The organism is Brevibacillus sp. NSP2.1, assembly GCF_000470975.2.
Lineage (GTDB): Bacteria > Bacillota > Bacilli > Brevibacillales > Brevibacillaceae > Brevibacillus > Brevibacillus agri.
On sequence record NZ_CP048274.1, the window covers coordinates 3,259,567 to 3,272,100 of the forward strand.

14 protein-coding genes and 1 other annotated feature (1 of these 15 only partly in view) are annotated in these 12,534 nt (G+C 53.8%); of the genes, 4 read left to right on the forward strand and 10 right to left on the reverse strand.

From position 1 onward, the window contains the following. Positions 1-4 precede the first annotated feature (4 nt). Both M655_RS15735 and prsW read right to left on the reverse strand, forming a co-directional pair. Positions 5-163, reverse strand: coding sequence for a hypothetical protein (locus M655_RS15735; RefSeq protein ID WP_005831362.1), 159 nt, complete (start codon positions 161-163; stop codon positions 5-7). Positions 164-184: 21 nt separating this feature from the next. Beyond that, positions 185-859 (reverse strand): glutamic-type intramembrane protease PrsW, encoded by a 675-nt coding sequence (prsW, locus tag M655_RS15740; RefSeq protein WP_005831364.1) that lies wholly within the window; start codon positions 857-859, stop codon positions 185-187. 82 nt (positions 860-941) lie between these two features. Between prsW and M655_RS15745 the strand changes: the two genes are divergently transcribed. Then, positions 942-1,913, forward strand: coding sequence for an asparaginase (locus tag M655_RS15745; protein WP_005831366.1), 972 nt, complete (start codon positions 942-944; stop codon positions 1,911-1,913). A 143-nt stretch (positions 1,914-2,056) separates the two neighbouring features. Here the strand turns inward: M655_RS15745 and M655_RS15750 are convergent, their stop codons facing one another. Continuing rightward, positions 2,057-3,289: a Glu/Leu/Phe/Val family dehydrogenase gene (locus tag M655_RS15750; RefSeq protein WP_238500620.1), complete on the reverse strand. Its 1,233-nt coding sequence runs from the start codon at positions 3,287-3,289 to the stop codon at positions 2,057-2,059. Positions 3,290-3,659: 370 nt separating this feature from the next. Between M655_RS15750 and M655_RS15755 the strand changes: the two genes are divergently transcribed. After that, complete coding sequence (locus tag M655_RS15755; RefSeq protein ID WP_005831371.1) at positions 3,660-4,412, forward strand: PIG-L deacetylase family protein; 753 nt, start codon at positions 3,660-3,662, stop codon at positions 4,410-4,412. A gap of 71 nt (positions 4,413-4,483) precedes the next feature. Here the strand turns inward: M655_RS15755 and M655_RS15760 are convergent, their stop codons facing one another. From M655_RS15760 to M655_RS15790, 7 genes are all read right to left on the reverse strand, one after another. Further along, entirely contained in the window at positions 4,484-5,083 is a 600-nt protein-coding gene (locus M655_RS15760; RefSeq protein WP_007785485.1) for a genetic competence negative regulator, read from the reverse strand. A 285-nt stretch (positions 5,084-5,368) separates the two neighbouring features. Next, positions 5,369-5,734 carry a hypothetical protein gene (locus tag M655_RS15765; protein ID WP_005831375.1) on the reverse strand — a complete coding sequence of 122 codons (366 nt, stop codon included), beginning with the start codon at positions 5,732-5,734 and terminating at the stop codon, positions 5,369-5,371. A gap of 156 nt (positions 5,735-5,890) precedes the next feature. After that, positions 5,891-6,823, reverse strand: a complete 933-nt coding sequence (locus M655_RS15770) for an NAD(P)/FAD-dependent oxidoreductase (protein ID WP_007785488.1) — start codon at positions 6,821-6,823, stop codon at positions 5,891-5,893. 59 nt (positions 6,824-6,882) lie between these two features. Next, positions 6,883-7,473, reverse strand: a complete 591-nt coding sequence (locus M655_RS15775; RefSeq protein ID WP_237716678.1) for a LysM peptidoglycan-binding domain-containing protein — start codon at positions 7,471-7,473, stop codon at positions 6,883-6,885. Positions 7,474-7,565: 92 nt separating this feature from the next. Beyond that, complete coding sequence (locus M655_RS15780; RefSeq protein ID WP_007785490.1) at positions 7,566-8,147, reverse strand: CPBP family intramembrane glutamic endopeptidase; 582 nt, start codon at positions 8,145-8,147, stop codon at positions 7,566-7,568. A 17-nt stretch (positions 8,148-8,164) separates the two neighbouring features. Beyond that, positions 8,165-9,673, reverse strand: a complete 1,509-nt coding sequence (locus tag M655_RS15785; protein ID WP_005836239.1) for a RecQ family ATP-dependent DNA helicase — start codon at positions 9,671-9,673, stop codon at positions 8,165-8,167. Further along, positions 9,666-10,784, reverse strand: a complete 1,119-nt coding sequence (locus M655_RS15790) for a YpbB family protein (protein WP_007785492.1) — start codon at positions 10,782-10,784, stop codon at positions 9,666-9,668. The genes M655_RS15785 and M655_RS15790 overlap by 8 nt, the downstream gene beginning before the upstream one ends. 186 nt (positions 10,785-10,970) lie before the next feature. On the opposite strand from M655_RS15790, the gene M655_RS15795 reads away from it, so the two are divergent. Beyond that, positions 10,971-11,789 carry a hypothetical protein gene (locus M655_RS15795; protein ID WP_241753002.1) on the forward strand — a complete coding sequence of 273 codons (819 nt, stop codon included), beginning with the start codon at positions 10,971-10,973 and terminating at the stop codon, positions 11,787-11,789. Between the two features lie 102 nt (positions 11,790-11,891). Beyond that, entirely contained in the window at positions 11,892-12,098 is a 207-nt protein-coding gene (locus M655_RS15800; RefSeq protein ID WP_005836244.1) for a ferredoxin, read from the forward strand. Between the two features lie 349 nt (positions 12,099-12,447). Then, positions 12,448-12,534 (forward strand) — a binding site (T-box leader) (it continues 164 nt past the right edge of the window).

Consider the following 12,534-nt stretch of genomic DNA (forward strand, 5'->3'; position numbering starts at 1 on the left):
TTGTTTACGATTCGTCAATGCGAAAATGCTGGTCGTTGTCGCACAAGCATTGCTTGAATCCCGTTTCCACTTGCCCGCCCGGTTCCCTGCGGCCACGGAGGGTAAATTTTTCTCCACATACATTACATTGAATGGTCACTTTTGCTCGTTCGGATTTCAGCATGTCTCGTCTCCTCCTTATCGTCTATTGTGGACGCGAAGAAAGATTTTTAGAACCGTAATCATGAGCGCGCTGCACCTTTTTCAAGCCTTGCCACCAGAGGACAAGCATGAATGGCACGATGACCACGAGCCAGTTTTGAATGGAGAGAAAAATCGCGTTGTAGAGGGCGTGCAGCCCGATCGGCAACGAGATGGACAGCCAGAGAAAAAGCTTCTCCTGCTCTTTCTTTTGCGAGAACTTCGCTCGCCCCAAATAATAGCCCATCCAGACGGCGAACAGCGCGTGACTGGAGACGGGCAAAAGCGCGCGCCAAAAGGCGATGTTCAAGCCGTTGATAATCAAATAAAACAGGTTTTCCAGAGTGGCAAAACCGAGCGACACGGCGACCGCATAAACAATCCCATCGTAAGGCTCATCGAACTCCACGTGCTTGTAGGCGGTGAAGAAGATGACCATCCATTTGAAAAACTCTTCTACTACAGCGGACTGGATGATTTCCGCGACAACTCCGCTCCGCCAGTTCCATTCTGTCTGCATGATGTACTGGAGCACCATAATCGGAATCACCAGCAGCATCCCAAAGATAAACGACCGGATGACCATAGAGATCGGCTCCGGCTCGAGACTGTCACGCAGGTAAAAATAACTCATGATGGCGATACCGGGGGCTATTGCCGCGCCGATCATTGCAATCATCTTTTATTGCTCCTTTACACAAGGCTGTTATTCATCGTACCATGAATATTGGTTGATGAAAACCCGCTACAGGAGAGAGAGCATGACAAAAAAAATATTGGTAGTCAACACTGGCGGCACCATCGCCATGTCTGTAGATGACACAGAAGGCGTAAAACCGCTGGATGACCAGGCTGTGAACAAAATTCTTCCTTTTTTAGAGCGTTATGCGGACGTCACCATGAAAAATGTACTGAATCTGCCAAGTCCTCACATGACTCCCAAGATCATGAACGACCTGCGCCTGCAAATCGAAGAAGCTTTTCGTCAGGAGCAATACGACGGTGTGGTCATTACGCACGGAACCGATACGCTGGAAGAGACGGCGTATTTTCTCGACCTGACGCTGTCTGTCGACGTGCCGATCGTCGTGACGGGCGCCATGCGCAGCAGCAACGAGCTGGGCGCGGACGGTCCGGTCAACCTGATCTCCTCCGTGCGCACGGCCGCTGATCCCGGAAGCCTGAACAAAGGCGTGCTCGTCGTGTTCAACGATGAGATTCATGCGGCGTGCCACGTCACCAAGACACATACGAGTAATGTCGCCACTTTCCAATCGCCGCAATACGGCCCAATCGGCACCATCGCCAAAAAAAGCGTGCAGTACCACCACGCGCCTTTGGCGCGGGAGCATTACACGATTTCCCATGCCGACGGAAACGTCCCGCTGATTAAAGCAGTCGCTGGCATGGATCCGTCCTGGCTCCAGTTTTTGCTCGACCAGCCGATTGACGGGCTCGTGATTGAAGCGTTCGGCCTCGGCAATTTGCCGCCAGCGATCATCCCGACCTTGCAGCAGTTGCTGGATCGCGGAATCCCGATCGTGCTCGTGTCCCGCTGCTACAACGGGCAAGTACAGGACGTGTACGACTACGAAGGCGGAGGCCGCAAGCTGAAGGAAATGGGCATCATTTTCTCCAACGGGCTCAACGGTCAAAAAGCGCGAATCAAGCTGATCGTCACCCTGCAAAAAACACGCGACTTCCAGGAACTGCAAAAACTATTCGATCAGTAACACGACCGGACAAACCCTCCTCGACCCTTCCAGGAGGGTTTTCCTGTTTCTGTTTCCTGTACGTTCCCGCCCAAACAAAAAGGCTTCGCCACATAAGCGGCGAAGCCCGGTTTTTCTCATATCGGGAAGGTCGTCTGTTTTGCTTATACCCAGCCGCGGAAGCGAGAAGCTTCTGCCATTTTGCGCGCACCGACCATGTAAGCGGAGAGGCGCATGTCCACACGGCGTGTTTGGGACAGGGAGTAAACATTTTCAAACGAGCGAACCATTACTTTTTCCAGTTTCTCTTCTACTTCTTCCTCTGTCCAGTAGTAGCCCTGGTTGTTTTGTACCCATTCGAAGTAGGAAACCGTTACGCCACCGGCACTTGCCAGTACGTCCGGTACGAGCAGGATGCCGCGCTCGGTCAGGATCTTGGTCGCTTCGAGCGTAGTTGGGCCGTTAGCCGCTTCTACGACGATTTGCGCCTTGATGTTGTGAGCGTTTGCAGCAGTGATTTGGTTTTCGATCGCTGCAGGAACGAGAATGTCGCAATCCAGCTCCAGCAGTTCTTTGTTCGTGATCGTGTTGTTGAACAGCTTGGTTACCGTACCGAAAGAGTCGCGGCGATCGAGCAAGTAGTCGATATCCAGACCGTTCGGATCGTGCAGAGCGCCGTAAGCATCGGAAATCCCGACGACTTTTGCTCCTGCATCGTGCATGAATTTCGCCAGGTAGCTGCCTGCGTTACCGAAGCCTTGCACGACAACGCGCGCGCCTTTCACGTCAATGTTGCGGCGTTTTGCAGCTTCGCGAATGCAAATGGTAACCCCTTTGGCTGTCGCTGTCTCGCGTCCATGCGAACCGCCAAGTGCAATCGGTTTACCGGTAATGAAACCAGGTGAGTCAAATTCACGGATACGGCTATATTCGTCCATCATCCAAGCCATGATTTGCGAGTTTGTAAAGACGTCCGGAGCCGGAATGTCTTTTGTCGGCCCCACAAGTTGGCTGATTGCGCGAACGTAACCGCGGCTCAGTCTTTCCAGTTCACGGAAGGACATTTCACGCGGGTCGCAAATGATACCGCCTTTACCACCGCCATAAGGCAGGTCGACGATACCGGCTTTGAGGCTCATCCAGATAGAAAGTGCTTTAACTTCATCCTCAGTAACTTCCGGGTGGAAACGAATGCCCCCCTTGGTCGGACCAACCGCATCGTTGTGCTGAGCACGATAGCCCGTAAACACCTTTACTTCGCCGTTATCCATGCGAACCGGAATGCGTACGGTCAAAACGCGTAGCGGCTCCTTCAAGAGTTCAAACATCGATTCTTGGTAACCTAGTTTTTCCAGTGCTTCCTTGATCACCGTTTGAGTCGAATGCAGCAAGTTCATTGTTTCTTGCTTTGCTTTCCCTTCGGTGCTTTCGGTTACCACGTCTTGATTACCCATTACTTACCACCTCAAAAATGTTATCGGTCAATGCAGCCTTTAGTATACACGCTTGTATCAGGGTTGAGAAGCGAAAAAAAGTTTTTTTTCCATTTCGAAAACGTTTTCTCCGGCTCATCTGCATATAAATACAACGATTTCCCCGCCAGTCGCAACTGGAAACGAAAAGCGCCCATGCACCTTGACATGGCGTAAAACGTACATCCCTTGGTTGTTGTAGTGTACCCAACGCGCATTCTTTCATGACGGGGCAAGTGAAATTATGCCATAATGGAAACAGTAATTCTGGAAGTTTATTCACGGAGGCGTTTTTATGAAAAAAAATAAGATTTTGTTCGTTTTCGCTCATCCTGACGACGAAACCTTCGCGTCCGGCATTACGATTTCCAAATATACCCAAGGAAACATAGCAGAATGCCACCTGCTCTGCGCCACCAGGGGCCAAGCAGGCAAACCCGGCAATCCACCGCTCTGCACCATCGAGCAACTGCCCGCGTATCGCGAGCAGGAATTGAGAGAGGCGGCTTCCATCCTCGGGCTTGCGAGCGTGGACATATGGGACTACCAGGATAAGCTGCTGAACACCGTGCCCGTCCAGGAACTGGTGGAACGCATCCACCAGGCGGTCGCAAAAATCGAGCCTCATGTACTCGTCACTTTTGCCCCGCATGGCATTTCCGGTCATCCGGACCACCAGGCGATCTCTCTCGCAACGACCCAGGCTGTCCAGTCCTTGGGCACGGCGACGAGCGTTCGCAAGCTGTACTACGCAACCCGCGCCTCCAACGGGCCATTCGGGGCCGTACAGCCGCCGTTTTCCGATCCGATCGAAAGCATTACCACCATCGTTGACGGGCCGGCGTACAAGCCGCAGGTAGCTGCTGCTCTGCGCGCCCACCGCACCCAGCATCTGTCCGTAGAGCGCGTGTTCCCTGGCGTCACTGCCGGCGGCTTTGAATCGGTGCCTCCGAGCAATCACTACATTCTGGCCTGGCACAACCTTCCCGGCTACACGGTCGCAGGCAAGGAAGCCGACTTTTTCGCCGGCCTCGACAGCCCCGAGTAACCTGAGACAGCAAAAGCACCTAGTTGATGGACTAGGTGCTGTTTATTCTCCCAGGCATTTCATCCTTTTGCTTACGTGAAATGTCTGCATATTTCCTTGACAGCATCGTCGGCAACGACAACTTTGCCATATTCCTCCAGTACATAAATCGTTGTCGGCGTCGCTTCCCCGTACTCAGAGAGGATCGCAATCAACTTGTGGTATCGCTCCTGATCCAATTCCACCTCTTCCAAGACCAGGTGGTATTTCCCCTGGTAGAAGTAGGCCGACCCTCCATTGGTCAGCAAGGCATTGATACGATGGGCAGCTTCAACCATATGCTCAAAGTCACGGAAGGCGTAGATAATCAGGTCGCTTTCCTCTAGGGTGACTTCTAATTCGTACACTTCTTCGTCCTCAAATTCTTCTTCTTTTCCGTCCTTTGAGCCTGTTTTGCCGCGAGTTACGATCACGACCATTCCCTGAGCTGGCAAGGCGAACACTTCAACTGCAACAGGCCCTGACACTTCGAATCCCAATTCGTGATAAGCCTGCTCCATCATGTCGTTGAACAGTTCATGAACTTTAGGAATGTCACGCCACATGTCTTCTTTTTCTATCCCGCGCTCTGTTAGGTCGTCAAACGTTAAAAAGATTCGTATTTTGTCTTGACCAAGGCGTTCAACACGCATGACTGTCCCTCCTCGCCATCCAGTCGTACTACAAAATATGATGCTAAGCCTGTAAGAGTTCTCCGCATTTTCCGACGAATGCCCGTGCTGCATTCAACCATTTTTTCGCAGATGGGAAAATCCGGGGTAGTCCTATCATATCACATTTAGTAGCAGGAACATAGCACCTGACACTCTCCGAGGCTCTTCGCGCACTTTCGCACGCACGTGTCGATTCGGACGCTTGAAAAGCTGACTTTGTAGCAGCCTGTCGCTTCCTGCGCTTTCCCAGGAAAAGCTGCTCGTTTATCGCCATCCAATCATGAGCGCGACTGCGGCCGCCAGGAAGGTGGGAACGGGCATTTTGACAAATTGGATCAGCAGAACAAAAAAGGAGAAGAAGCACAATGGGGCGTGAACCCATCCTGTCTGCAGCATTCGGCCGTACAAAAACTGGCTGACATGAAAATGCAGCAGGCCGAACAACAAGAGGCAAGCCCCGCTGAACAACAGCAGTGACAGCAAAATCTCCACGGGCGAAAACAGAAACATCGACACCCAGTCTCCGAATCGCTCCAGATGCATATGTTTGGCGGGAAAAACGTGCTGGGCAGCACTTCCCAATAGCCATGCCAGAAGTCCGACAAACAGGCTTCTTCCCATTACCAGCATGATTCTAGGGCCTCCCGATTGTTCCTTCCCCCCATATATATTGATTCCGGCTAGTTCGGGTTCCGCGTCCATTTGCTCAAGCAAGAAAAAAACGCCGCACGCTTCGGCGTTTGCTTTTTTCCCAAAACGTCCGCCCTGCTCCCCCCTGCAAAGGGGCTATTTCTGTTCAAACGGCAGCTCGCCATCCAGCTCGCGAAGTCGCTTCTGAATCCAGATCGCCGCCTGTGCGCCATCCCCCATCGCGATCGCGACCTGCTGGGAATGAACGGCGATGTCACCGACTGCCCACAGATTGCGATGATCGGTTTCTTTTGTGCGCGGATCGGTGCGCACGTGTCCTTTTTCATTGATATGTACGGAAAAAGCTTGCAACAGCCCGGTCTGGGCCTGCGCCCCGGGAAAGGCCAAAAAGGCGCGGGTCACGGTCAACTTTTCCCCTGAGGAAAGCTCTAATCGTTGCAAGAGGCCATCTGCTTGCACGAGCTTTTCCACACGCGCAGCGCGATAGCCAATCCCCAGCCTGTCCAGCAGCGCCTGCTCCTCTTCGTCGATTTCGCTGCCGCCGTGATTGACGACGACCAGCTTTTTCGTGTAGAAAAACAGATCGCCTGCCATCTGGACAGCGTGTGAGCCATCGCCAATCACCGCCGTTGTCTGTCCGACGCTCTCGTACCCGTCGCAATCCGGGCAAATAAAAACAGACAGCCCGAGACAGTCGCGCAGTTCGGCAATCGCCGGAAAAGGGTCCGCCATTCCCGTCGCCATGACGAGCGTTTTCGCCTGCAACGCCTGTGCGCCCGCTCTCGTTTTCGTGGTTACCCGGAAGCTTCCCTCCGGATTTGCGACAAGCCCCGTCACTTCATCCGCAATGAACTCGGCGCCGTATTGCGCGGCCTGCTTCCGCCCTTCCCGGCGAAAAAAATCGCCGCTGACCCCTTCCGAGAATCCGAGGATGTTCCGGTAGTTTTTGGCGACCGCCGACCGTCCTCCCGGCACGTCGATGACCGCCACGCGGCGAGGGCTTCTGGCGAGCTGGATCGCCGTCTGCAAGCCCGCTATTCCCCCGCCTACAATGATCGTATCGTACATCGCTAGCCCTCCACTGATCCGTCTACTGCCTTTAGCATAACCGCAGGCGGCGGGAACGATTACGGAGAGAGCGGCACGAAGACCACCTTTCCTTCTGCCAGTTGCGTTTCCGCGTTCAGCCCGTTGTATTTGGCAATGCGGGCGACGTTGGAATTGTTGCCGTAATATTTGCGGGACAGCATGAACAGCGTCTCTCCCTTTTGTACGACGTGCTTGACGACTTTTGGCTTCTGGGCTGGTTGTACCGGCTTCTGTTCAGGAGCTGGCTGTGCCGGAGCAGGAGCAGCAGATGCGCTCTCGGTTTTTTGCTGGACGGGCTTGCTCTCGGTTTGCGGAGCTACTGCCGCGCTTGTGCTGGCCGGAGCGCTGCTTGCGGCAGTAGCAGGCGGCGAAGCGGCAACAGACGCAGATTCAGTCTGCTCGGCTGGCTGCGCAGTCTCTGCGGGAGTAGACGGGAGCGCCACCGATGTTGGCTCGCTGGCGGCTGTTTCCGTTTCCGCTCCCGTTTCTGCTTCGGCTGCCGCCGTCTTCGCTTCGCCTGCCTCTGGCGGCGTCAAGATCATGTCGACGGCTTCTGCCTGTTCCCGGGCTACATTCGCCTTGTACAGCTCCAGGCCGATCAGCCCGAAAAAAACAAGTCCAAATACCAAGAGTCCCGACCGAACCCATGTTTTCAATCCCACTGACGCTTTTGGGCGGGTATGACGGGAGCGTCGAGGCGGCAATTGGTTCGTCTGCAAATTCACTCTTCCTCCCCCTTTTCCTTTTTCAAAGTCTTTTGCAGATAAAAGGCCAATGAAACATCAATGGCAATATGCGCGACGATGGGCGGCCACAAAGAGCCGTGCCAATCCATCAGCAGCCCCAACAGCCAGCTCGTGCCATACACGCTCGCGATTAACAGCGGCTTTTTCAAATAGCGCACATGTACGAGCGTAAAGATGAGGCTCGTCCAGGCATTCCCGGCAAACGGCTGGATCACGCCGCGAAACAGCCATTCCTCGCCAATACCGACGATGACGCATACGAGCACCGTCAGGCTGGAAGACATGGCTCCAAACACTTTTTCGTTGATGCTGCCGTCGTCCTGCCAGCGTCTGGGTAAATAGGTTTCCATGGCAATGCTGAAGAGCACAATCCCCGCTGCCACACCGCACGCAAGGCCGATTCCCTTCCACCCCGGGAAGCTGAACAAGCCAAGCGTCCCTTGCCATCCGTGGACCCAGAAGCTGCTTGCCGCTGCCGCCGCCAAAACCAACGCCTGGGTCAGCCACAGATTCAGCCGCAGCGTCGCTTCATCCACCTCTAGCCCACTTTCTTTCACGTAATCGTTCTCTCCTTTTATTTTTTCGGCAAAAGCTTGTCCAATGCCTGCCGCAAACTCCAACTGTTTTGTGCTTCCGGCTGCATCAGCGCGGGCTGCTGCCCTTCGTAAGCTTGCCGCTGCAATCCGCAGCGCGAGCAGCAAAAACGGTCATAGCCGTGGTCTGCTTCGCCAAAGTATTGATTCAAATGCTTGCGCAGACAACTGTCAGCGAGCACGTACGATACCATTTCGGACAACTTTTTTCGCTTGACGGCCTTTCGCTTTTCCGTCTCCTGCCAAATATCATGGACGGGATTGGCTATTTCGTGTGTGCTGCTCACCTGCGCCCGGGACAGGGCACGCTCTGTATAAAAGGTGAGCATGGCCGCCATTTCCTCGGACATGTCGATCATGGCCAATGCCTGGGCATCCAGGGCCGCTCCCCCGCGGTAATATTGGATAAACTGCTGGATTTGCACAGGAGTCGGGTATTCCTTGTCCAGCATGTACTGATGAATCTGGATGTCCTCCTGGGCGTACAGCAGCATGGCATAGCCGGGCCGTCCATCGCGGCCGACCCTGCCGATCTCCTGCGAGTACGCCTCCAGGCTTGCTGGCATCTGGTAGTGAATGACGTAGCGAATATCCGGCTTGTCGATGCCCATGCCAAATGCGTTCGTCGCGATGATGACGTCCAGTTCGCCCGCCAGAAACTGCGTCTGGATCAGCATCCGCTCTATGCTGTTCATGCCTCCGTGGTAACCGTCCACGCGCCTTTTCCCGTCGAGCTGATACGCAGCCACGAGCACATCGACGGCCTGCCGCGTGCTGCAATAGACGATTCCCGGCCCTTCCAGCCTGTCCATCAGCTCGAACGTCAGTTGGCGCCGCTCGCTTTCCCCGTTCACTTCCGCCAGATCAAACGCGATGTTTGCCCGATTGAGCGATTGCACGACGACATGTTCCTGCGCAATCCCGAACAGGGAGCAGATTTCATTGCGCACCGCTGTCGTCGCCGTCGCGGTCACAGCCAGCACGGGCGGATTGCCGAGCTGTTTTAGCGTGTCCGGCAGCCGCAAGTAATCGGTGCGAAAATCGTGTCCCCACGCGGAGATGCAGTGGGCTTCGTCAATCGCCAGAAGCGACACCCGCGCGCGGCCCAGCACTTGCTGGACGTAGGGCTGCTGCAGCTTTTCCGGCGAAATGTACAGCAGCTTGCAGGCGCCAGCCGCGATCTTCTGCAACACTTCCCGCGCCTCTGCCGGGTCTTGCGTGCTGTTTAAATAGGCGGCAGGTATGCGCCTTTTCGTGCGCAGTTGCTGAACCTGATCGACCATGAGCGAAATGAGCGGGGAAACCACCACCGTGATACCCGGCAACAGCAAGGCAGGAAGCTGATAGGTGACCGATTTCCCGCCGCCCGTTGCCATCAGGCCGAGGACGCTCTGTCCGCCTAGCACTCGTTTTATGATAGCCGCTTGGCCCGGCCGGAATGCCTCGTAGCCGAAATACTCCTTCAAATAGTCGTGCAACTCTTTATCCATTCGTCTCCCCCTGCCTGCGGGCCAACGCCAGACGGATTTGCAAATAGCTGACGGCAGGCCCGACGTGGTCCTTGATGAGCCGCAGTCTGCTCGTTTGCAACGCTTCGCTTGCGGCGACGATCACGCTGCGCGTCTCGGGGGACAAATAGGCCGATTCATCCCACTCCGGACAGCGCAGGGCAATTTCCACGAGATGATCTTCGACCGTGCTTTCTTTCATTTGCCGTCTGACGGCGATCTCCGCCTTGCTCCAGCCTCGCTGCACCATGGCATACGTCCGGGCCGCGCTGTCGCTCAACCGCGGATCGAGCTTGTTTTCCCGGGTGACCAGCCGGGAAAGCAGCGGAAACGCCTCTGCTTCCTTCATCAGCCGTTGCATCGAGGCAGCCAGCCCATAGCGGAACAACAGCGTCAGATAGACGTGCGTCACCTGCTGTTGCTTCGCCAGTTGTCCAAGCGTTTTTCCCACCTGCGAGATGCCGGATAGTTGAGTGACCAGCAGCTTTTGCACCTCGGGCGCAAGCGGCTCCCACAGCCGGTACAGCTCCTCGGCCAGCCCGTCTGTCCATACCGCTCTCGCCTCTTTCGGCTGCAACTGCTCCTTGACCCAAAGCTGGACGGATTTGTCGGTCACGACAGGCGTAAACCCAAGGTCTTTTCCCAGCATTTGCGACACCGTTTGCACCAGAAGGTGAAGCCGCTGCCAAAACGTCTCGATGCGCGAAGCGAAATCAAACTGCGTAAAGGGCGCAAACCAGACGGCGAAGCGGTATTTCTCATACGCCTCCCGGGCAGACTGGCAGCCTGTTTCGGTGACCAAAAACGTCGGCTTGGGGCTTGCCCCTTCCCCTTCCCGCTGTTGCAAATGCCCTTTTTGAAACAAAGTTGCAACAATTTTATCCCAATCCTCTTTTGAAAAACCGGGAAACATCCGATAATACGGATAAAGGTTGTACAAATGCACATCCTGCAGGGTCTGATTCGCTTTTCTGCCGCGCAGTATGTAGTAGGCTGACTGAAGCGTTCTCTCGTTCGCCAGAGGAATCATCGCATTCAGGGCGACAGCGCATAGAAGCTCAAGTTCCTCTGCCACACTGTTTTGACTGTTCATTGGTACTCCTTGCACTTTTCCTTTTTATTTTTGGCGGGCATGGCAGCCTGCACCATTTTTGCTGGATTGGATTTGGAGGATTTCTTTATGACAAAACGATTGAAAAAGTCAGAATTTATGATGGCGTACATGATCATCATAACACTTGCATGCGGGGTTGGTGGATTTTTTTTCGGCGCCCATTATATGAAGTCATCGATTGAAGCCGAGCAGGCGGCTGCGCTGGAAGCCAAACAAAAAGAAGCGGAAAAGGAAAAGCTCCTGCGCGAGCAAAAGCTGTACAGCGAGCAGGACTTCATCCGCTTTTACTACGCCGTGTACGCGCCGGCGCTTGAACTGAAACAGGCGCATTTCGATGCGATGGCAAATTGGGGAAGCCTCGATCAGAAAGGCCGCTCTGACGCGTTGAAGCAGTTGGAAAAGCTAGCCGAGCAGACGCTGAAGGAGTTGGAAAAAAAGGTGCCGCTCCCGACCTCTCCGCTGCTGACACAAGCACACGCCAATTTTACGAACAGTGTACGGGCTTATTTGGATAGTATGGAGAGAATCCGTTCCGATCAGAATAGTAATGCCGCAACGCCTGCTGCCATCGCTTCCAACTTGACTTTATCCCAGAACAGTTGGTTGACGGCCCAGGAAATGGTCTATCATTCCGTCGCGGCCTGGGAATCGGCGTATGTCGAGAAAAAACCGATGCCACAAACAGCGCCTGCAACCGTTACGGCAGCGCAGTGGAAGCAGTACCCTTTTCACTACCGGACTTATTTGGCCGCCCTGTTCATGTCTGCGAACAAGCATTGGGACAGCTACAATCCGGAAGATTTGACCGCCCGCCTCGACCTGCTGCTTGCTTCCAGCGAGTCGCAAACGTTGGGAATCACGGATGTGGCAGCGGCAGTGAAGGTGTTGTATGCAACCGATGCCGTCCACTTTGGCGATTTCAAGAAGTTGAATGGCAAGCTTTACTCCGTACTGAACACCCCTGAAATCCCGCTTTACAAGTAGTCGTACATTTTTAGACTGATTCAATCTTGAAATCTTGTGGACAAGAGCATACAATTGTCTATGATAGTGGACGTACCACTTGTAACGGGAGGTGAAACCACAATGACTACATGGGTAGATAAAGATACTTGTATTGCTTGCGGTGCCTGTGGCGCCACGGCCCCTGACGTTTTTGACTACGACGATGAGGGCCTTGCGTTCAACAAGTTGGATGACAACTCTAACAGTGTTGAAATCCCGGATATCCTGCAAGACGACGTTCGCGACGCTGCGGAAGGATGCCCGACCGACTCTATCAAAGTGGAATAGGATTCCAAGAACAAAACCTCTTACGTACTTTGTATGTAAGAGGTTTTTCAGTTTTCTCCCCTGAACGGCTGATCGACATTTTCCCGTTTCTTATTTTTTGATTTTTCGGTAAGATAAAATCATGCAGAAAAACCGAACATTCCGGCGCATTTTTCCCATTTTTTGTGAGACTAATATCTTAACGTTCGGTTTTTGGTTGTTTTCTAGCTCTTACCCACTCCCTGATCGCTATTATTCACGAACGATAAATCTACTTTTTTTGACATTGTTCATTTTTTCTTGTTTTTGTTCTTGACGGTGTCATTTTGCCGTGATATCTTTAGTACAAATCTTACGAAACACCACATCACCAACAGCGATGACGAAGAAATGCTGTGGCCCCGGAAATCCTCAGAGAGCCGATGATTGCTGCGAATCGGCGGTTTCTACCACAGAT

What these genes read in the sequence shown, in the direction of transcription:
- M655_RS15765 (WP_005831375.1), bottom strand. Translation starts at nt 5,734, where the DNA reads ATGCTGGTAATGGGAAGAAGCCTGTTTGTCGGACTTCTGGCATGGCTA.
- M655_RS15745 (WP_005831366.1), top strand. Translation starts at nt 942, where the DNA reads ATGACAAAAAAAATATTGGTAGTCAACACTGGCGGCACCATCGCCATG.
- M655_RS15790 (WP_007785492.1), bottom strand. Translation starts at nt 10,784, where the DNA reads ATGAACAGTCAAAACAGTGTGGCAGAGGAACTTGAGCTTCTATGCGCT.
- M655_RS15785 (WP_005836239.1), bottom strand. Translation starts at nt 9,673, where the DNA reads ATGGATAAAGAGTTGCACGACTATTTGAAGGAGTATTTCGGCTACGAG.
- prsW (WP_005831364.1), bottom strand. Translation starts at nt 859, where the DNA reads ATGATTGCAATGATCGGCGCGGCAATAGCCCCCGGTATCGCCATCATG.
- M655_RS15770 (WP_007785488.1), bottom strand. Translation starts at nt 6,823, where the DNA reads ATGTACGATACGATCATTGTAGGCGGGGGAATAGCGGGCTTGCAGACG.
- M655_RS15760 (WP_007785485.1), bottom strand. Translation starts at nt 5,083, where the DNA reads ATGCGTGTTGAACGCCTTGGTCAAGACAAAATACGAATCTTTTTAACG.
- M655_RS15750 (WP_238500620.1), bottom strand. Translation starts at nt 3,289, where the DNA reads ATGAACTTGCTGCATTCGACTCAAACGGTGATCAAGGAAGCACTGGAA.
- M655_RS15795 (WP_241753002.1), top strand. Translation starts at nt 10,971, where the DNA reads ATGAAGTCATCGATTGAAGCCGAGCAGGCGGCTGCGCTGGAAGCCAAA.
- M655_RS15800 (WP_005836244.1), top strand. Translation starts at nt 11,892, where the DNA reads ATGACTACATGGGTAGATAAAGATACTTGTATTGCTTGCGGTGCCTGT.
- M655_RS15735 (WP_005831362.1), bottom strand. Translation starts at nt 163, where the DNA reads ATGCTGAAATCCGAACGAGCAAAAGTGACCATTCAATGTAATGTATGT.
- M655_RS15755 (WP_005831371.1), top strand. Translation starts at nt 3,660, where the DNA reads ATGAAAAAAAATAAGATTTTGTTCGTTTTCGCTCATCCTGACGACGAA.